The following is a 19,766-nucleotide window of genomic DNA, read 5'->3' on the forward strand; positions in this document are numbered from 1 at the left end:
TCCCGTCCAGTGCCCCCTGGTCGAGAAGTGCCCCCAGCAGCAGCGCCGACCCCCCGGGCGTGCTGTGCTGTGCACCGTTCCACCTATCCGGAGCGCGGTCATGCCCGCCTGATACACGCGGACCGAAGAAATCTCAGAAACCCGCTCCGTGGGCCTGGAAGGGCGCGACGAGGCCGGTCGAGTCGGATGCCACGGCCAGCGCTTCGGAAGGAGTGAGCCCCTCGACGAGCCCCGAATGCAGCGCCCCGAGCAGCTCGCACGCGATGTCGTCGGCGACCACCACGGGGGCGGCGATCACGACCCGCGACCCGGCGTGCAGCCAGGTGCGCGTCATCCCGATGGCCTCTTCGCCCCATCGCACCGACGAGCGCCCGACCTCGCACGCGGAGAGCACGACGGTGTCGGGAACGCGGGGCATCAGGTCGATGTCGTAGCCGAAGAGCGTGCCGTCGGCGAGCTCGAGGCCCGAGAACATCGGGTTGTCGACGGCATGGCGGCCATGGGACGCGACGTGCAGCACGTCGACCGTCGAAGCCAGGTCGGTCACGGCCGAGACCGTCGCGTCATCCCCGCGCAGCGCGGTGGCCGCGGGCCACGCGGATGCCGCGGTCGACACTTCTTCGTCGGCACGCGCCACGCGCGGGCCGACGGCGAAGCCCGCCGTTCGGGCGCCGTCGGCTGCGACCGCGTCGGCGGACGGGCGGAGACTGGCCCATCGCGTCGCCGACACCGCGACGGTGAAGGCCCGGCCGCGCATGGCGGGAAGCATGGCCCACGGGATGCCGTTGAGCACGCCCGGCACGGTCAGGATGACGCGCCGCACATCACCCGCGGCTCGAAGCGGCTCGTTCAGCAGCACGAGCGAGAGGCGGGTAAGCCGCTCCCCGAGGGCCCGCTGCACGATAGTGGCCATCGGTCCGCTCCGCACCGACGCCGAGATGTCGAGGTCGGCGCGCAGCCCATCCAGGCTCTCCCGCACGGACGACCACCGGCCGACGTCCACGATCGCCGCCCGGCCCCGCGAGACGACAAGGCATGACAAGGAATCACCACTGAAAACGAAGGAAAGAAGTGCGGTGTCACCGTCCAGATGCCCGCGGAACTGCTCGAGGCTCACGCGCTGCTGCACCGCGGCTGATCCCGTCTCGGACCACTGCCGCTGACGGACGCGGTCGCGCAGCGCGGCTGCGCGAGGGTCGGACAGCCAATCGCCCGAGGGATTCTCGGCGCGCAGCATCCGAAGCTCGGCCAGGTCGTTCGCGAGGCCGGGGTCGGGCGGCGGGCGCAGCGGAATGACCTCCTGGCTGAGATGCCGCGCGCGTTCGGACCACTCGAACAGCACCTCGGGCTTGCGCGATCGCACGGCCGACGCGAGACCCTCGAGCATGAGGCCAAGGCTGTGCACGCGGGTGGAGGTCTGCAGGTCGAGGCTGCCGAACGACTCCTGGCGGCGCATCAGCTCGTCGAGACCCCGAGCGCAGTGCCGCCGCACGTCGGCCCCCGCTCCCCGCAACGCCGCCCGGCGCGCGCGGACCTCGTGTGCGAGCAGTTGGGTGGCGACCGGCGCCGAACGCGGCACACGCACGGGCGCGGCGGTGCTGTCGCGGTCAGCGAACCGCAAAGCCCCGGCGAGTCGCACGGCAGCGGCTTCGGCATCCAGCCGCTCATGTGCCAGCGCGGCGGCGACCGACTCGACGCGCTCGGGGGACGGCGGGCGCCGCGATACCACGGTCTGCTCGCCCCGCCGACCGTACGCCGACGGGACGAGTTCGGCTCGCGTCTGCACGCCGTCGGCGCGAATCGCCCACGTCTCGCTGCCGAGGGCGCGGAAGCGACGGGCGGCGCCACGAGCAACGCGCGCTGCACCGGCGGGGTCGTGGGCCAGGAGCGAGCGGGCAAGACTCAACTCTGCTTCGCCGCGCGCCTGCCGCATGCCGTGTGCGCCGAACGTCCGCGCCACGCGATCGAGAATCCGCTCGGCTTCCGTGGTCAGGCCTGCGTCGCGCAGCACATCGGCGCGGTCGACATCGCACTGCGCCGCCGCGACCGGCGACAGCTTCTCGAGCGCCGGACGCGCCGCGGCCATGTGACCCAGCGCGCGCACGAGGTCGCCCGTGAGCAGCTCGACGTACCCGAGGTTGTGCAGCGACTTTGCCTGCTCGACCGGATCGCCCAGGCGCTCGAATGTCCCGACGGCGGCCTCGAGGTCGACCCTGGCCGCCGCGAAATCCCCCAGCTGCATCGCGGCGACACTCCGGTTGATCCGCATGCGGCTCGAGCCGGCCGGATCGTCGATTCCCTCCAGCGCCCGCGTGAGCAGCTCGCGCGCCTCGAGCGCTTGCCCGCGCATGAGTGCGAGCACACCGAGCTGGCCGTACAGGATCGCACGCGTGGACTCCGCCACGCGCGGATCGGCCAGCCCCTCGCGGCACAGCTCCTCCGCCCTCTCCGGATTCCCGGTGCGGGACTCGATGTACGCGAGCGTGCCCGTGATCCTGGCACGGAGGTCGGCGTCGTCGGTGCGCTCCAGTGCAGCATGGAGGTCGCGGCGCGCCGCCGCGTTGCGCCCGGCGTTGCCGTGGTCGACGGCGCGGTCGTACAGTCGCTGCGCGCTCAGCCCCATAGTGCCGAATCTACAAGGGCTTCTCCTCGGCCAGGGCTGCCGCGATCTTCTCCGTTCGCGCGACGCGGGTCGCGGCATCCTTCGCCCAGCCCTCGTCTGCCGCCGCGCGGTCGAGCCGAGCCGCGATCGTGCCCGCCACCAGCGGCGCCGCGAACGACGTGCCGCTCCACACCGCGAAGCCGCCGGTGAAGTCGTCGGGGTCGATCGCCTGGCGGTCTTTGCCGTGCGCAGGGCGCCGGGTCACCGCCTGCGCCCCACCGTCGAAGCTCGGGAAGGTGGAGACCACCGCCGTGCCGCGGGCGTACACGTCGACCCACGGCGCGGTGTTGCTGAACAGTGCGACGGTGGTCCGGTTCGGGTTGCAGGCGCCGACCGAGACGAGCGGGGCGAGTCCGCTCTCGCCGGGGAACGCCGCCGGGAACATCGGCCGATCGGTCGCGTCGTTGCCGGCGCTGCATACCACGGCGCACCCCGGCTCGGCGATCTCCAGCAGGATGTCGCGCATGCCATTGCTGAAGACCACGTCGGCGGGCGTCTCGTGGTAGTAGCCGAGCGACAGGTTGAGCACGTCGATCCGCCTGCCGCCGTCGATGCCCTGGTCGTGACGGCGGACGAGTTCGGCGATCTGATCGAGGGCGTCGATCAAATCCGATTCGATCACGCGGCCGAGGCTGTCGGCGATGCGCGGCGTGAGGATCACCGCATCGGGGCACGCCTGCAGGACGATGCCGGTAATGAATGTGCCGTGACCGGCGACGGGATCGATCTGCCCGTCGAGCGGTCCGACGAGATCCGGATCGACCTCGGGATCGTCGTTCACGCCCGTCCGCCCGATGGGTTGACCGTCGACCTCGACGCGCCGCTCCACGACGCCGGGACCGAACCAGTCGTGTTCGCCGCAACCGGTGTCGAGCACCATGACGACCGGACGATCGTGCGTGCGCTCCTCTGAGCGCGCAGGCGGAGCCCCCACCCATGACACAGGCTGGCGCCCGCCGTAACCCGGAAGGGCGTAGCTGCCGAGCCCCGTGCTGGCCGGGTTCGTCGAGGTGAACGGGTTCGTCGAGGTGAACGGGTTCGTCGACGTGAACGGGTTCGTCGACGTGAACGGGTTGGTGGACGTGAACGGGTTCGTCGACGTGAACGGGTTCATGCCGATCGGCCCCACCGTCAGCAGATGATCGAGGCTGATCCCTTGCAGATCGACGCCGCGGCGCTCCGCGTCCTGAAGCACCGCCCATGCGTCGGGTGGAGCGGCCGTCGTTCCCTCTTCGGCGACGATGCTCAGCCGCGTGACCGCGGGACCGTCGCCCCCTCGACGCCGAGCGCGGCGTTCGAACGCGACTCCGGACCGTTCGGGGACGAGCTGCACGCCCGAGCCCCCGAACTCCTTGTTGAACGAGTCGAGCACCTCCGCGGCGTCACGCCGCCCCGAGACCAGCAGGCGGTCGGGGACGTACACGGTGGGAAAGATCGCCCGGTCGTGCGGCTCCGCAGGCGGCTGCAGCACGACGCCGAGCGGCTTGATGGTCTGCTCCCGCTGCTCCCAGGTCGCTCCGCGCCCAGGCTTTTTCCGCTCGGAAGGATCGCCGTCGCCTACCACTCGCGCCATTTGCTCTCTCCTTGATCGTCGCGGGCCGCCGGGATCCTTCGTCGTGCCGCGTCGCGTGCATCGCTCCGTCAGCGGAGCGCGCCCCTCATTACACCTCGAACTGCGGTGTCTGGAAGTCGCGCAGTTGGCCGTCGGCGGCCTTCACCACCATCCGGAGCCTACCGACACCGCGCGGCACGCTGCCGAAGGCGAAACGGCCGTGCTCTCCGGGATCGGCGGTCCACTCGCGCGCGCCCTGACTGAGCCGGATCGCGAGGGCCGCGGCATCCACCCATCCGTCGATGCGGCGCGAACCGTCTTCGGTGGCCGTCACATGGATGAGTACGCTCGTCGACCCGTCGCTGAACTGGAGCGTCGCGGTGTCGGCCTCCCCGCGGACGGCCGCAAGGCTCGGCGCTTCGACGAGGGTCAGCAGCGCATACTCGCGAGACAGGTCTTCGACGGCGACGGCCGCCACCATCCGGTCTACGAGGTCGGCGGGTACCGGGTCGACCTCCTCCCACACGTGGCGCAGGCGCGCGAAGAGGGCCGCGTCCGCGGCGTGGTCTTCGAGGTGGTTCGACATCATTTCTTCCCCTCCGATGTCTCGAATCCCGCGACCTCCAGGAGGGAGCGGAGTTTGCCCAGGCAACGCTGCCGGGTAGGTCCGATGCTCCCGATGGGCATCGACAGGTCCTGAGCGAGGCGCGCGTAGTCGGGTCGCTCTTCGAAAGCGACGACACGCAGCAGGCGCTGACAGCGTTCATTGAGCTCGCGGACGGCCCCCCAGAGCCGGCTCGACTCGTCGATCTGCTCCGCCGTCTGCTCCGCCGACTCCTGGGCCGGCAAGTGCGGCTCGAGGTACTCGGCCTCGGTCGGATCGGCCCGGCGCTGCAGCTTCCCCACGCGCCACGCCTCGCGGCGCGCACACGTCGTCAGCCACCCGGCCACGGCCCGGGGCTCGGTGATCGACTCGTGACGGCGCACCAGCGTCATCCACGTCGTCTGCACGACATCCTGAGCGAGCGCATGGTCGAGGCCGTACGCGCGGACCACGTGCCAGAGCACGGGCGTCATCAGGCGCACGAGCTCATCCATGGCGCGGGTCTCGCCGTCGCGCCAGCGCACGAAGAGGTCCGCCACCTGCTCCCAGCGGTTCGGCTCGATGTCGGGGTCGATCCCCACAGCGGCGGCATCCGGCTCGTCAGGCGGTCCGGGCGCGCTTGTGGGATTCGACCGGGGTGTCTCGGTCATAGCGCCCATTGTGTTCACACTGATGAGGAGCAGGGCAAGTGGCGCGGTGATACATCCACGCCCCACAACGATCCGCACACCGCCGACCGTGCCCATCTAGAATCACGAGATGGCCACCGACGACCCCCTCCTCTATGTCTGCGTGCGCCCCCAGGCGGGCGCCGCGGCCGCGGAGTACCGGTCGTTTCTCACGGCCACGCGCCTCGCCCCGACCCAGCTCGATCAGCACGACCTGGTGCGCAATCCCCTGCCCGACCACGTGTTCGACAGGTACTCCGGCTTTCTCATCGGCGGCAGTCCCTTCAACATCACCGATCCCGACTCGTCGAAGAACGACTCCCAGCGTCGCCTCGAGTTCGAGCTCGAACGCATCGCCCAACGCGCGGCCGCCGCCCAGACCGCGGCCCTTTTCACCTGTTACGGAATCGGCATCGTCACCCGGATGCTGGGCGGAACCGTCAGCCGCGCCTGGCCCGAAGACACCGGCCCGGTGGCCATCGAGCTCACCCGGAACGGCCAGCGCGACCCCCTGCTCGGGGGCCTCGCGAGCCGGTTCACCGCGCTCACCGCACACAAGGAGGGCGCCGCCGAGGCGCCGCCGGGCTCGATTCTTCTCGCCACCAACCCCGCGTGCCCCGTGCAGGCCTACCGCTCGGGCGACCGGCTCTACGCGACCCAGTTCCACCCGGAGCCGACGACCCGCGACTTCACCGAGCGCATGGCCGTGTACCGCAACGACGGCTACTTCGCCGCCGACGCCTATGACGCCATCGCGAGCCGGGTGCACGCGGCATCCGTCACCGAACCCGCGCGCCTGCTCCGCACGTTCGCGCGGAGCTTCGGCCCCGCGGGCCCCGCCTGAGCGCGGCGAGCCCCACCCGGCCCGCCTAGGCTCCCTGGATGGGATGCCGCAGCATCTCGATGCGTTCGTCGAGGTAGCCGCGCAGCGGCGCGCGCGTGCCCGAAGCGCTCCACCGCACCATCGGCTCGCCCGAGACGAGCGACAGCGGTCCGGACTCCTCGCCCCGGGCCACGGCATCCAGATCCAGCTCGGTCCAGCCGAAGTGCACCGTGTCGCCGGCCGCGAACCCGCCCCGGAGGGCCGCGGCGCGCAGCTCGGCGCGGTGGCGCGCCGACTCGGCCGCATACCCGCGCCGGCCGGGATCGACGGCGCGCGTGACCTCCCCGACCGACATCACCGCGGCATCCCCCACCAGAAGAACCCCGAGGTGCCATGCGCTGCCGACGGGAACGATGCGCGGAGCGCGGGCGATGCCGAGGATGCGGCGCGGCTCGACCATGCGGCCGAGGCCCTCGCGCGGCGCCCCCGCGAGCCGGGCGCGCGCGTCGTCGAAGAGCGAGCGCACATCGTCCATCGCTACGCCTCCTCCTGGGTCGGTTCCGCGGGAGGCGCATCGAGCGCGACGGACCGGCGGGTCGACGAGTGGGCGCGGAGCGCCATCCCCACCAGCGGAAAGACGAGCACCGACAGCATGCCCGCCCCGACGAGCGCGGACGCCAGCGCCGGGGAGAGAATCCCCTCGTCCACGCCGATCGCGGTCACCGCGACGATGATCGGCAGACCGGTCGCGCTGAGGAGAGCGAGGGCGGCCCGGTCGCGCCCCGATGCCCCGGGCGGCACCGCGAGCTGCGACGGACCGCCGCGGATGATGAGCAGCAGCCCGAAGAACAGGGGCAGCAGCGCGAGCGCGGTCGGCGACGCGAGCAGGGCGTCGAGATCGAAGGTGACGCCCGTGTAGACGAAGAAGATCGGCACGAGAAAGCCGAAGGCGATCGCCTCGACCTTGCTGTCGACCTGCTCCCGGTCGGCCTTCGGCGCGTTGCGCATGATGAGCTGCCACACCACGCCCGCGGCGAAGGCGCCGAGCAGCATGTCGAGATCGAGCAGGATGCTGAGCGCGACCAGCAGGGCGAGGATCAGGACGATGACGCGAACGGCGAACTGCCCGGACGTGTGCAGGGTGGCGCGCACGAAGCGGTGCAGCCGGCCGTGCGGCACCCGCATCGTGATCAGGATGGCGCCGCCCGTGAGAACGATGAAGCCGATGAGCACGACCGTGGAGAGCCCCAACTCGCGGCTCCCGAGGAAGAGCGAGATCGCGACGAGGGGCCCGAATTCGCCGACGGCGCCGATCGCGGTCGCGGCGCGGCCGAACGGAGTGTGCAGTTCGCCGGCATCCCGCAGGATCGGCAGCAGCGTGCCGAGTGCGGTGGAGCTGAGCGCGATGGCGATGATGACCGCCGGCTCGCCCGGGGCGATCAGTACGCCGACCGCGAGTCCGACGACGAGGCTCGCGAGCCAGCCGAGCGATGCCCGCACGAGGGGACGACCCCGGATCGCCGCGAAGTTGATCTCGCTGCCCGCCACGAAGAAGAGGGTCGCCAGCCCGAAGTCGGCGAGGTGCTCGACGAAGACCGACTCCTGCACCCAGCCGAGCAGATCGGGGCCGATCAGGATGCCGAGCACGAGCTCGAAGACGACGATCGGCACGCGGATCCACGGCGACAGTCCCCGCGCGAGCAGCGGAGCGAGCACCGCCACCAGCGGGATGAAGAACATGTCGGGCTCGACCACGGGTCCAGGGTATCGGCGCGGTCGCGCCGCATCCCGAGCGGACTCGACCCGGCGGAGGTCAGACGGCGGTGACGCGCGGGGCCTGCACCTCGCCGCGAACCGCATCGTCCACCTCGCCGCGCACCGCACCGTGCACCTCGCGATGCAGGCGCTCCATGCGGGTGTCGAGCTCGGCGGCCGAATCGGCCGCGTCCTTCAGCGAGCCGAGCAGGTCGCCGGGCACGTGCTTGTCGTACTTGTAGTAGATCTTGTGCTCGAGGCTCGCCCAGAAGTCCATGGCGATCGTGCGGAACTGCACCTCGACGGGCACATCCACGCGGCCCGATGACAAGAACACCGGCACCTCGAGGATCGCGTGCAGGCTCTTGTACCCGTTCGCCTTCGGATGCGCGATGTAGTCCTTCACCGAGACGACGCGCACATCGTCCTGCTGGGTGAGCAGGTCGAAGAGGCGGTAGGCGTCGGAGACGAAGCTGCACGTGATGCGCACGCCGGCGATATCGGTGATGTGCTCCCGGATGCTGGCGAAGTCGGCGTCGATGCCCTTGCGAGCGACCTTGTCGACGAGGCTGTCGGGGTTCTTCACCCGGCTCGTGACGTGCTCGATCGGGTTGTAGGCGTGCGCCTGCTCGAACTCCTCCTGGAGGATCGAGATCTTCGTCTCGATCTCGCGCATGCCGAAGCGGTACTCGAGCAGGAACCGCTGAAACTCGTCCCGCAGCGCGCGGGCCTGGGCGATGGTCTCGTCATCGGCCGGGATCATCGTCATGGGACCACGCTACGGCCGCCGGATTCGAGCATCCTGGGAACGGCGCCGGGTCGCCGCATCCCGTTCGCTCAGTGGATGATGGCCTTCATCAGCATCATGATGAGCCCGAACGCGGCGGTGGTCACCGCTCCGATCAGGCGGATCCAGATCGGTGCGCCCCGGCGCAGGAAGGCCACGTAGCCGAGCACGGCGAGCACGAGCACACCCGACCACAGGGCCGCCCAGATCGCGACATAGTCGGGCACCACCTGCGTGGCCCCGAGCAGGAGGATCAGGGACGGGATCAGGGCAGATGCCAGCAGACCCCACGACTGGGCGACGGCCTCCCGGAACGATTCCCGGATTCCCAGGATGCGGCCGTGATCCAGCCCGTGGTGCGCCACCGTGCCGGCATAGACATGCGCGAGCCAGAAGACCCCGACGGTGATGAGAACGCTCCAGAACACCTGCCATGAGGTGGATCGGTACGAGCCCGACACGACGATCATGCCCGAGACGAGGATGACGCCGTAGACGGACTGCTCGGTGGCGAAACTCGCGCGGATCATTCTGGTCCTGGACTTTTCCGCCATGTGCCAGATTCTACGGCGACCGCTCTCCGCGGACGCGCTCGCGAGGGGTCAGCTCGCAGAAGGCCGCCCGTAGGCCTCGAGCCAGCGCAGCCACACCTCGCTGACCGTCGGGTACGACGGCACGGCGTGCCACAGCCGGTCGATCGGCACCTCGCCGACGATCGCGATCGTCGCGGAATGCAGCAGCTCTGCGACATCCGGACCCACGAAGGTCGCTCCGATCAGCACGCGCCGCTTCTCGTCGACGATCGCCCGCGCGGTGCCGCGGTAGTCATCGGATGCGGTGGTCGCCCCCGCGACCCAGGAGAGGTCGTAGTCGAGAACGCGGATGTCGTAGCCGGCCTTGCGGGCGGCGGCCTCGGTCAGGCCGACCGAGGCGACCTCCGGATCGGTGAAGGTCACCTGGGGCACGTGCTCGTGGTCGGCGGTCGCGACGTGCGCCCCCCAGGGCGCGTCATCCACGGTCGCACCCTTGGCGCGCGCGGCGATGACATCGCCCGCCGCCCGCGCCTGGTACTTGCCCTGGTGGGTCAGCAGGGCCCGGTGATTGACGTCGCCGACGGCGTAGAGCCAGTCGAAGCCCTTCACGAGCAGCGTGTCGTCGGTCACGAGCCAGGTGGCCGGGGAGATGCCGATCGCCTCCATCCCGAGGTCGCCCGTGCGCGGTGTGCGACCGACGGCGACGAGCACCTGCTCGGCGACCACGCGGCGACCATCGCTCAGGTTCAGCACGGCGTTCTTCTCGGTGCGGTGGGCGTCGGCGACCTCGACTCCGGTGAGCACGGTGGCGCCCATCGCTTCGAGCGATTCCTGGACGAGTTCGCCGGCGAACGGCTCGAGGTGACCGAGCAGTGCGGACCGCGCGATGATCGTGACCTTCGTGCCGAAGCCGGCGTATGCCGTCGCCATCTCGACGGCGACGACGCCCCCGCCGAGGACGGCGAGGGATGTCGGCGCTTCGCGCGCGCTCGTGGCGTCATGACTGGTCCAGGGTTCGATCTCGCGCAGCCCGGGAATCTCGGGCAGCAGCGACGCCGACCCGGTGCATACCGCGACGGCATGCCGGGCGGTGAGCTCGGTGACCGTGCCATCCGCGGCCGTCACCCGCAGCTTTCGCACGCCGGAGAACTCGGCGTGGCCGCGCACGAGGTCGATCCCCGCACCCTCGAGCCAGGCGACCTGCGACCCGTCGTCCCAGTCGTGCGCGATCCTGTCGCGCCGCCGGAACACCCCGGCGAGGTCGAGCTCGCCGGTGACCGCCGCGCGCGCGCCGTCGACCGCGCGCGCCGCCCGGACGGCGGCCGCGCTCCGCAGGAGCGCCTTGGATGGCATGCACGCCCAGTACGAGCACTCGCCGCCGACGAGCTCGCTCTCGACGATGACTGCGGAGAGTCCGCCCTGCACGGCGCGATCGGCGACGTTCTCGCCTGCCACGCCGGCGCCGATCACGATGAGGTCGTATTCGCGTGCCGTCATGGCCTCCACGCTATCCCCGCGCACGGCGCTCGGGCTCGTCGATTCACGGGTGTGCGCAAACCGCCACCCGTTACCCTGTGCCTATGCGTGTTCACGTCGCGGACCACCCCCTCATCACCCACAAGCTCACCGTGCTCCGCGATCAGAGAACCTCGTCACCGGTGTTCCGGCAGCTGACCGAAGAGCTCGTGACGCTCCTCGCCTACGAGGCGACGCGCCATGTGCGCGTCGAGCCGGTCGAGATCACCACCCCGGTCACCACCACCACGGGCGTGAAGATCGGCGAGCCCCGCCCGCTCGTCGTGCCGATCCTGCGCGCCGGGCTCGGGATGCTCGACGGCATGGTCAAGCTGCTTCCGACGGCCGAAGTCGGATTTCTCGGCATGGCCCGCGACGAAGTGACGCTCGAGCCGACAACCTACGCCGAGCGGCTGCCCCACGATCTGAGCGACCGGCAGTGCTTCGTGCTCGACCCGATGCTCGCGACCGGCGGATCGCTCGGCGCGGCGATCGGGTTCCTGTTCGCCCGCGGCGCACAGGATGTCACGGCGATCTGCATCCTCGCGGCACCCGAGGGCGTCGCCGCCATCGAGAAGCAGGTCGAGCACCGCGACGTCACGCTCGTGCTCGGCGCCCTCGACGAGCGGCTCAACGAGAAGGGCTACATCGTGCCCGGGCTCGGCGACGCCGGAGACAGGCTGTACGGCACCGTCTGAGGGGCGATCACCGCCGCCATCGATCCCGAATCCGGCGCGGTCCCCATCACGGCCACGCGGGTGGCCGATCGGCCGTGCGACGATGCGGACGTCGCGACCGTGTACCCGCCCATCGCGGGGCTCACGACGCGGTCCCCGGGAACGAGGTCGGGCAGCAGCGCCTCCCTGGCGATGATGTCGGCCGGATCGCCCGACGGCCCCGCGAGGGTCGCCCAGCGGTGAGTTCCCGCGTACGGTTCGCGGCGCGCGAGCTCCCTCTCGGCGAAGACCAGCGGATGCACGTCATCCCTCGCCACGAGGGAGTAGGCGCCGCCGACGCCGTCGTCGAGGTAGTACCAGCGGCCGTCGGCGCGCTCGGCGACGCCGACGACGCTCGTCACCGCGGTCATCGCTTCGGCCACGAGCACGCGGCCGGGCTCGGCGATGATGTCGAGTTCGCGCCGCCGTGGCTCGAGCAGCGGGCGGATGACGTCGGCCACCGCCTCGATCGGCGCCACGGCCTTGTCGTACGCGATCGGGAAACCCCCGCCGATATCGAGCGTGTCGAACCGGACGGGGTACGAGCCCTGCAGATGATCCATGAGCGTGAGCGTGTCGGCGATCGCGTCACCGAAGCGACCGAGGTCGTTCAGCTGACTCCCGAGATGGAAGCTGAACCCCGCGATGCGGGTGCCCTGCGCAAGGGCCTGTTCGATCAGGTGCGCGGCCTCGAAGGGCCCGACGCCGAACTCGCTCCGGCGGTCGCTCTGCCCGTGCGACGCGTCGTGCTGCCCGTGCGGCGCGTCGTTCTGCCCGTGCGACGAGCGGTGGCGGAGCCGCACCAGCAGCCCGATGTCGGGGGCGAGCCCCGCGAACTTGGCCAGCTCGGTCGCGTTGTCGACGACGAAGGTGCGCACCCCGGCGCGGATCGCGTCGGCGATCTCGGCCGGCTTCTTGATCGGGTGCGTATGGATGATCCGCCGCGCCGAGATGCCGAGCGCGGTCACCGCGGTCAGCTCTTCCATCGTCGCGACGCCGAAGCCGCTGCCCTCGTCGGCGAGCGTGGCGAGCACGGCGTCGTGGCAGAGCGCCTTGACGGCGTAGTGGAACCGCACGAACGGCAGCGCCTCGTGCAGCCGGCGGTACTGGGCGCGCACGCGGTCGGGTTCGAGCAGCAGCAGGGGCGTGCCGTGCAGCGCGATGGCGGCGCGGGCGTCGGGGCTGGAAAGAAGAGTGGATGCCGCGATCCGGCGCACTTCGCCCACCGGGCGAGCCGCGCGGCGCTCCCGGCGCGTGGCGGCCGCGGCATCCTGGGCCGTGTTGGCGTAGGTGGTCGACATGGGATCCCCTCTCGTCAGGGAGGAGAAGCCCGGGCAAGGGCTGATACATCGACCGCTCGAAGGTCGTGGTGCCCGAGCCGGCGTCGAGCGTCAGCCCGCGTCAGTCGTCGTGGGCGATCTCGCCGACGGATGGCATGCCATCGCCCATCGCGGAGCCCTTCAGCGGACCCGCGGGTCCCGAGGACGGGACCTGCTCATCGAGCGCCCGGAACTCGCCCTCCGGGCCCCCACCGGGCAGCGACAGGGCGATGCCGATTCCGGGCGCCAGCAGAAGGTCGGTGGCGGCCGGGGTGCCCTCGCCGTAGTTCACGCGGAGCCAGCGCGGTTCGCCGCTGATGACCGCCTCCTCGATCTCTCGACGGATGTCTTCGGGCTCGCGACCGCTCACAGAGAATGTCGTCCCCTGGTAGATCACGTAGATCCGCTTCACGCGTGCCTCACTCCGACTGTTCGATGGCGGGATCGGGCTCCGGCACGACCTGCAGCCCCATGGGGGCGTTCGCCGTTATGGTGAGCGCGTCGATCCATGCGCGGTTGATTCCCGGCATCCGCGAACCGTAGAACTTGAACGACATGGGAACCGCCGGGTGCACCCATACGCTCGTGCGACCGTCCCCCACTCCCGGGTCGTCCCGCCACGAGAAGTAGAAGGACTCGCCTCGGCGGATCTTCGCGCCGATCACCAGTTGAAGGTGGGCGAGGAGTCGATCGTCGAAGTCCACGACAAGCCCGTCGCCGTAACGGAATCGTCCCACCCGCAGCCTCCCTCGGCCCGGTCCCCGACCGCGTCGGGGATAACTCGAATAGTAGTCGCGAAGGGCCCCGCGACCTATGGCCGCGCGAACGCGCCCGCGGGCACGCTCAGGGACTGCTGCGAGACAAAGAGATGGCCGCGGCAACCGACCTCGCCGATGCGGTTGCCGCGGCCCGCGCGCTTACGCGCTCCGCCAGACTACGTCGACGGGAAAGTTCCCTGAGGGGGTTGACATCGGGCACACGGCCGACTATTCGCTCGCCGCGGCGAGGACTTCCCCGCGCCGTCCTGCCAGGTCGACGACGCCCGCGAGCAGGGCGAGCGCGAGCATGACCGCGACCGCCGTCATCCCCAGCGCGAAGGCGTCGTGATAGACCACCGTCGACGGCTGGTCGCCGGTCTCGCGATAGATCGTCGCGTAGAAGAGGCTGAGCGCGACGGCCGATCCGATGGCCGCCCCGATGCGCTGCCCGAGCTGGCCGACCGAGCCGGCGAGCCCGCCCTCGGCGACGGGCACGTCCTCGAGCGCGAGCGTCTGGTTCGGCGCGATGACCAGGCCGCCGCCCGCGCCGCCGATCACCATGACCGCGGCCATGGCCCACGGAACGACCTCGGCGGGCAGCACGATGGCCGCGACCACCAGCAGCACGACGCTGACCAGCACGATGACGACGCCGACCACGACGATCGGCCGCCCGAGCCGCGAGACGTGGAGGCCGCCCCACCACGACGTCGCGGCGCTCGCGAGCGCGAACCCGATGGAGGTCATGCCGGCGAAGACAGCGGCCAGGCCGAGCCCGTCCTGGAGGAAGAGAGTCGAAAGCAGGAACATCGCGGGCGCCGCCGCGAAGTAGGCGGTCGCCAGAAGGGTGCCGTTGCGGTAGGAGCCGATCCGGAAGAGGGAGAGCGCGACGAGGGGGGCCCGCCCCGATGCCGCATACCGTCGCTCCCACCACACGAAGAGCGCGGCGGCGACGACGAAGACCACGAGCAGCCACCACCGCCGGGGGTTGTCTTCGGGCGATCCGGTCGTGAACAGGAACGGCCACATGAGCGAGATGACCGTCACCGCGAACAGCAGGAGGCCCACCGGGTCAAGGCTCAGTCGGCCTTTCGAGCCCGGCGCCTTGCCGGGGAGCAGGACGGCGATCGCGATGATCGCCGCGATGCCCAGGGGCACGTTCATCCAGAAGATCCAGCGCCAGCCGTCCTGGGCGCCGCCGAGTGCGATCGCCAGCCCGCCGAGCGTCGGGCCGAACGCGGTCGCGATGCCGATCGTCGCGCCGAAGAGGCCGAACGCCCGGCCGCGTTCCTGGCCTTGGAAGAGCTCTTGCACCATGCCGATCACCTGGGGCATCTGGATGCCCGCGCCGATCCCCTGCACCAGCCGCGCGACGAGCAGGACGGTGATCGTCGGCGCGAGGGCCGCGACGACGCTCGACGCGGTGAAGACGGTGAGGCCGACGATGAGCATCGCCTTGCGGGAGCGCTGGTCGCCGATGCGCCCGGACGGCACCAGCGCGAGCCCGAAGGTGAGCACGTAGCCACTGACGACGAGCTGCAGTTCGGTGGAGGATGCCGAGAAGGCCTGCTCGATCGAGGGCAGCGCGACGTTGACCTTCGTGAGGTCGACGATCGTGAGCGCCGCCACGGCGACGCAGGCCCAGTACGCGCGCCAGCGGTGGCGTTCGGCCGGCGCCGTCATCGATTGCGGGGGTCGTCGGTGCCGTCTGCGCCGCCTGCGCCCTCGCTCCCCAGGAGCGGTTCGGCCGGCGACCTCCTCCCGGTCTCCTGCTCCCAGAACTCGAGCTGCTGGGTGAGTGCCTTGGCCAGTTCGAACACCTGCTCGGGGGGAATGCGGATGCGGCTCACCACCCGCGCCGGAACGACCATGTGCGGCTCGTTCGTCTCGGAGTCGGTCTCTTCGCGCGGCGGCTGCGCCAGGGTCACGAAGTCCATCACGAACACGGTCGGCGTGTGCCAGACGTTCGCGAAGTCGGCATAGTGACCGGGCACGATATCGGTCGGAAGATCGATCTCGAACTTGCGGGGCAGCTCGTCAACCACGGGTCTCCTCCACTTAGAGTGCGGGATAGCCCCGCCGGCAAGCTCCGTCGCGCCCAGTCTATGGCGCGACCGCCGGAGTGAGCCCGGCCGGCAGCCCGGTGAGGATCCCGTCGCCGCCCCCGAACACGCCGCCGGCCGAAATGCCACTGCCGAATGCCCCGGCGCCGCGGACACCGCCGCCCACCGCACCGATGCTGCCCTCGGTCCACGACCCCGAGGTCGCGCCCACGAGCCGCGCGAAGGCGCTGAGCCGCGCCACCCCCTCGGGCGTGCGCGGCAGATCATCGAGCAGTCCGGGCGAGTAGATGAGAAAGGCGGCGACCTTCGCCCGCGAAATGGCGACGTTCAGCCGGTTGCGCAGCAGGAGGAACTCGATGCCGCGCGGAGCGTCGAGCGCCGAGGACGCCGCGAGCGACACGATCGCGATCGCGGCCTCCTGACCTTGGAATCTGTCGACCGTGCCGACGGGCACGTCGGGGAAACCGGCATCCGCCAGCGCCCGCTCGACGCACGTCAGCTGAGCGTTGTAGGGCGTGACGACGATGATGTCGCGCGGGCCCAGGGGGCGGGGCGGCCGCGCGGTGGGCGTGCCGCTGTCGTCGACGTCGACCTCGACCAGGGGCGAGCCGATGAGGCCCGCGACGATGGCGACGACGCGCGCCGCCTCCTCTGCCGACTCCGTCGCATTGCCGCCGTGCGCAACGGGCTCGACGTGGAGGCCCGGCTCGAGACCCTCGACGTGCCGGAGGGAGGCGCACGCGTGCGAGGCGAGGCGTCCGTCGTACGACAGGATCGAGACCGGCTCGGCGACGGCGGGATGCATCCGCCAGCTCTGCGCGAGGAAGTACCCGAACGGATCGGGCAGCACGTCGTGGTCGCCGATCACCCAGCCGAGCGCCGACGTGTCGACGGGTTCGGGGTGGGTCCCCTGGCTCACCTGCGGCAGCTGCTGGGGGTCGCCGAGCAGCAGGAGGCGCGGTGCCACGAGCGACACCGCGATCGTCGACGCGAGCGAGAACTGCCCGGCCTCGTCGATGACGAGAAGGTCGAGCCCGCCGCGGGCGAGCCGGCCCTCATGGCTGAAGTCCCACGCCGTGCCGCCGATGACGAATCCGCTCTCGGCGCGTTCGGCCGCGAAGGCGGCGACGCCGTTCTTCGCCAGGCTGACGTAGCCGTGACTGCCCGGTTCGTCCTGACTCTTCGGCGCCTTGCCGACGAGCTCCGGTTTCACGCCCGCCTGGACGACGCGGTCGAGCATGTTCTCGACGACGGCGTGCGACTGCGAGACGACTCCGATGCGCCAGCGCTGCTCCTTCACGAGCCGCGCGATGACGTGGGAGCCGACGTACGTCTTGCCGGTGCCCGGGGGGCCCTGCACCGCCAGGTAGCTGTGGTCGAGGTCGAGAAGGGAGTCGGTTATCGCGGCGACGTACTCGGTGCCCACGACAGGGGCGAGGGCGCCGCCCCGCGTGCGCGGTGGCCGCCGGCGCAGGATGTCGGTCGCGGGGTCTCGAGGGAAGGCGGGCCACGCGTCGAGCACGGCATCGGCCCACGCCTCGATCGCGACCTGCTGGTTGCCCGCCGGCGGTGGGGCCGTGGGGGTGATGGCCACGGGGAGCTCGGACCACGTGAACGACTCGATAGCGGACTCCTCCACGATCACCCCGTCATCGAGCACTTCGAGCACGCGGCAGCGGTGGTCGCCGTGGATCCACCGGGGCGATGCGGTGAACGGGAACGGCGTCGGGAGCTCGTAGAGGAGGTACGGGCTGGTGTCGGGCGTGAGCCGGGTGCCCGGGGCGAACGTGCCGCGGATCAGGAGGTGCCGGCGGTCGGTGCGCTGCCCGTCGTCGCGGTGCCAGTCGCGCAGCAGCTCCGTGCTCGCCGCGTCGACGCGCACGACGTCGCGCGCGTCCTCCCAGAGGCTGATCGGTTCGCGAAGGCGCAGGAAGTGCATCGCCCAGAAGCTCTTCGCCTCGCGAGGGTAGTAGTCGATGGCCGCGCCCGCGAGTCGCATCGCCTGCTCGTCGGCGGCCCGCTCGTTCTCCGCCCGCTCGTTCTCCGCGCGCTCGTCGGCCGAGCGCTCACCCGCGCCGGTCTCGAGCCGGGCGGCCCGGAGGGCGTCCGCTCGCTCACCGAGCGCGACCGACCGGGCAGAGGGCTGATAGGGGCGGCTGTCCGGCTCGCCGTCGTCGATCGCCCGCACGTGGAACTGCGCCGCGAGCGCGCTCAGCCAGTCGCGCAGCCGCAGGGTCGAGACGCAATCGTCGCGGTTGTACTCCGCGATGTCGTCGAAGATCCTCTGAGCGGCCTCGGGTTCGCCGTTCGCCCGCAGCTCGCTCGCCTGAACGAACTGGACGATGGACTCGTCGCCCTTCTGCACCTCGCTCGTGCGCACGTCGTCGCCCATGTAGAGCGGCTCGAGCTTCTTGATGGAGTACGACGGCGACCCGACCCGCAGGGCGCGCCGGACGATCGGGTAGAGATCGACGAAGACGCCCTCGCGGAGGAGGGTGTCGACCTCGGCCTCGCCGACGCCGTACCGGGCGGCCATCGCGAGCAGGTGCGTGGGCTCGTAGGGCGCGTAGTGGTAGATGTGCAGCGCGGGATGCTGCCGGCGACGCTCGCCGACGAAGGCGAGGAAGCGCTGGAGTGCCCTCTTCTCCTCCTCGAACGAGTGCGCCCAGAGCGCGCCGTACTGCTCGGCGTCATCGACCCAGCCGAAGAGGTAGTCGAGGTTCCAGAGCCCGGTCTGCTCTTCGGTGTACAGCGGGTCTCCCTCGAAGTCGAAGAAGAGGTCGCCGGGGTCGGCGGCGGGGACCGCGGCGAGAGCGGCCGGCAGCACGACCTCGAAGACGGGTGCCGTGGCGCCCTCGGCGGTTCGCCGCTCGCTCTCGATCTGCAGTCGCGCCTGTGTGCGCAACGACGTGAACGCGTCGGGGCTCACGCCCTCGACGGTCGCGCCCGCATGGGAGCCGGGCTCTCCGGCGGAGGCCAGGGCCTCGATCGTCGGTATGCCTGCCGCGGCCAGCCGGCGCCGCTGCGTCGGGCGCATGCCTGCCACGAGCAGGAGGTCGCGGGAGGCCTCCACCTCGATCGTGCAGGTCGCGCAGCGACCGCACGCCGTCACGGCCGGGTCGCCCCATGCGATGACGGGCCCCTCGGCCGCGAGCTCGGGGCGCTGGGAGGCGATCATTGCCCGCAGTCGCGCGCGCCGGAGCAGGAACACCGGCAGGAGGTCATCGACCCGGTGGGCGCTGACGGTGCCGTCGCCGAGCAGGAGTTCGACGCGGTCGGCGCGCGGGATGCCGAGCCGATCGAGCTGGTCGGCGTATGCCGCGAGCTGCATCAGTGCGGTGACCTTCGCCCGGCGCGCGAGCTTCGTGTCTTGGACGACGTATCGCCCATCCGGGTCGCGGAAGAGGAAGTCGGCGAACCCGACGAAGTCGTGCGCCGCAAAGGCCGCCTGGTAGACGACATCCGCCCCGCCGCGCAGGGCGGCCTCGGTCTCGGCCACCGCGGATGCCATGGCCGCGGCATCCCACGTCTTCGTCTCCGTGATCTCGGCGACGCCGCCTGCGAACCGTGCCCGGTAGGTCTCGAGCTGGCGCTCTTCGTGCACGTACCCCAGCAGCCCGGCGCGCTTGAGCGTCGGGTCGTCAGGCTCTTCGACCACGGCGATACGCCCGAGTCGCGCGTCGAGCAGCCGAACCCACGCGAACTCGCATTCCGCGGCGCCCTTCAGGTCGCTCGCGCTCCAGACGACCCGGCCGTCATCGTTGATCCTCATGTTCCCCCTCGTCGCCCCTCACGCTAGCGCCGGGCACCGACAGCGATGGATGCACGGGGCCCGCGGTGCTGAAAGACTGTCTCCATGACCGCGCAGAGCCTGCCCTTCGAGAGCGCGTACCGCCATGGGTTCGCGCGCGTGGCGGCGTGCACGATCCCCGTCGCCATCGCCGACCCCGCGACGAACGCCGAGGCGGTGCTCGACGCGGCTCGCGCGTGCGATGCCGACGCCGTGGCCGT

At 71.0% G+C, this 19,766-nt stretch carries 17 protein-coding genes; 2 read left to right on the forward strand and 15 right to left on the reverse strand.

Features of this window, described 5'->3' with window-relative positions; all coding sequences use genetic code 11:
* Positions 1 to 133 precede the first annotated feature (133 nt).
* The 4 genes from VNT50_RS06975 to VNT50_RS06990 all read right to left on the reverse strand — a co-directional run bounded on the left by VNT50_RS06975 (position 134) and on the right by VNT50_RS06990 (position 5,468).
* Positions 134 to 2,623: a CHAT domain-containing protein gene (locus tag VNT50_RS06975; RefSeq protein ID WP_325484382.1), complete on the reverse strand. Its 2,490-nt coding sequence runs from the start codon at positions 2,621 to 2,623 to the stop codon at positions 134 to 136.
* Between the two features lie 10 nt (positions 2,624 to 2,633).
* Complete coding sequence (locus VNT50_RS06980) at positions 2,634 to 4,235, reverse strand: S8 family peptidase (protein WP_325484383.1); 1,602 nt, start codon at positions 4,233 to 4,235, stop codon at positions 2,634 to 2,636.
* Positions 4,236 to 4,323: 88 nt separating this feature from the next.
* Positions 4,324 to 4,803 carry a hypothetical protein gene (locus tag VNT50_RS06985; RefSeq protein ID WP_325484384.1) on the reverse strand — a complete coding sequence of 160 codons (480 nt, stop codon included), beginning with the start codon at positions 4,801 to 4,803 and terminating at the stop codon, positions 4,324 to 4,326.
* Positions 4,800 to 5,468 carry an RNA polymerase sigma factor gene (locus tag VNT50_RS06990; protein ID WP_325484385.1) on the reverse strand — a complete coding sequence of 223 codons (669 nt, stop codon included), beginning with the start codon at positions 5,466 to 5,468 and terminating at the stop codon, positions 4,800 to 4,802. The genes VNT50_RS06985 and VNT50_RS06990 overlap by 4 nt, the downstream gene beginning before the upstream one ends.
* A gap of 109 nt (positions 5,469 to 5,577) precedes the next feature.
* Between VNT50_RS06990 and VNT50_RS06995 the strand changes: the two genes are divergently transcribed.
* Positions 5,578 to 6,330 (forward strand): glutamine amidotransferase-related protein, encoded by a 753-nt coding sequence (locus VNT50_RS06995; RefSeq protein ID WP_325484386.1) that lies wholly within the window; start codon positions 5,578 to 5,580, stop codon positions 6,328 to 6,330.
* A 25-nt stretch (positions 6,331 to 6,355) separates the two neighbouring features.
* Here VNT50_RS06995 and VNT50_RS07000 read toward each other — a convergent pair whose 3' ends face one another.
* From VNT50_RS07000 to VNT50_RS07020, 5 genes are all read right to left on the reverse strand, one after another.
* Complete coding sequence (locus VNT50_RS07000) at positions 6,356 to 6,844, reverse strand: glutaminase (protein ID WP_325484387.1); 489 nt, start codon at positions 6,842 to 6,844, stop codon at positions 6,356 to 6,358.
* A gap of 2 nt (positions 6,845 to 6,846) precedes the next feature.
* Entirely contained in the window at positions 6,847 to 8,064 is a 1,218-nt protein-coding gene (locus VNT50_RS07005; RefSeq protein WP_414683951.1) for a cation:proton antiporter, read from the reverse strand.
* Positions 8,065 to 8,122: 58 nt separating this feature from the next.
* Positions 8,123 to 8,833, reverse strand: coding sequence for a GTP pyrophosphokinase (locus tag VNT50_RS07010; protein ID WP_325484388.1), 711 nt, complete (start codon positions 8,831 to 8,833; stop codon positions 8,123 to 8,125).
* Between the two features lie 68 nt (positions 8,834 to 8,901).
* On the reverse strand, positions 8,902 to 9,405 hold the full coding sequence (locus tag VNT50_RS07015; RefSeq protein WP_325484389.1) for a hypothetical protein: 504 nt from the start codon (positions 9,403 to 9,405) through the stop codon (positions 8,902 to 8,904).
* A gap of 48 nt (positions 9,406 to 9,453) precedes the next feature.
* Positions 9,454 to 10,881, reverse strand: coding sequence for a dihydrolipoyl dehydrogenase family protein (locus tag VNT50_RS07020; RefSeq protein WP_325484390.1), 1,428 nt, complete (start codon positions 10,879 to 10,881; stop codon positions 9,454 to 9,456).
* Positions 10,882 to 10,964: 83 nt separating this feature from the next.
* Between VNT50_RS07020 and upp the strand changes: the two genes are divergently transcribed.
* The gene (upp, locus tag VNT50_RS07025; RefSeq protein ID WP_325484391.1) at positions 10,965 to 11,597 is read left to right on the forward strand and encodes a uracil phosphoribosyltransferase; all 633 of its coding nucleotides are present in this window, start codon (positions 10,965 to 10,967) and stop codon (positions 11,595 to 11,597) included.
* On the opposite strand, the gene VNT50_RS07030 is transcribed toward upp, so the two are convergent.
* From VNT50_RS07030 to VNT50_RS07055, 6 genes are all read right to left on the reverse strand, one after another.
* Positions 11,543 to 12,916, reverse strand: coding sequence for an alanine racemase (locus VNT50_RS07030; protein WP_325484392.1), 1,374 nt, complete (start codon positions 12,914 to 12,916; stop codon positions 11,543 to 11,545). The genes upp and VNT50_RS07030 overlap by 55 nt on opposite strands.
* Positions 12,917 to 13,016: 100 nt before the next feature.
* Positions 13,017 to 13,346, reverse strand: coding sequence for a hypothetical protein (locus VNT50_RS07035; protein WP_325484393.1), 330 nt, complete (start codon positions 13,344 to 13,346; stop codon positions 13,017 to 13,019).
* Positions 13,347 to 13,353: 7 nt separating this feature from the next.
* Positions 13,354 to 13,671 carry a DUF7882 family protein gene (locus VNT50_RS07040; protein WP_325484394.1) on the reverse strand — a complete coding sequence of 106 codons (318 nt, stop codon included), beginning with the start codon at positions 13,669 to 13,671 and terminating at the stop codon, positions 13,354 to 13,356.
* Between the two features lie 249 nt (positions 13,672 to 13,920).
* Positions 13,921 to 15,375, reverse strand: coding sequence for an MFS transporter (locus VNT50_RS07045; protein WP_325484395.1), 1,455 nt, complete (start codon positions 15,373 to 15,375; stop codon positions 13,921 to 13,923).
* Entirely contained in the window at positions 15,372 to 15,737 is a 366-nt protein-coding gene (locus tag VNT50_RS07050; RefSeq protein WP_325484396.1) for a DUF3467 domain-containing protein, read from the reverse strand. The genes VNT50_RS07045 and VNT50_RS07050 overlap by 4 nt, the downstream gene beginning before the upstream one ends.
* A 58-nt stretch (positions 15,738 to 15,795) precedes the next feature.
* Positions 15,796 to 19,527, reverse strand: coding sequence for a TM0106 family RecB-like putative nuclease (locus VNT50_RS07055; RefSeq protein WP_325484397.1), 3,732 nt, complete (start codon positions 19,525 to 19,527; stop codon positions 15,796 to 15,798).
* Positions 19,528 to 19,766: the final 239 nt, after the last annotated feature.

The organism is Microbacterium sp. (assembly GCF_035554235.1).
Classification (GTDB): Bacteria; Actinomycetota; Actinomycetes; order Actinomycetales; family Microbacteriaceae; genus Microbacterium.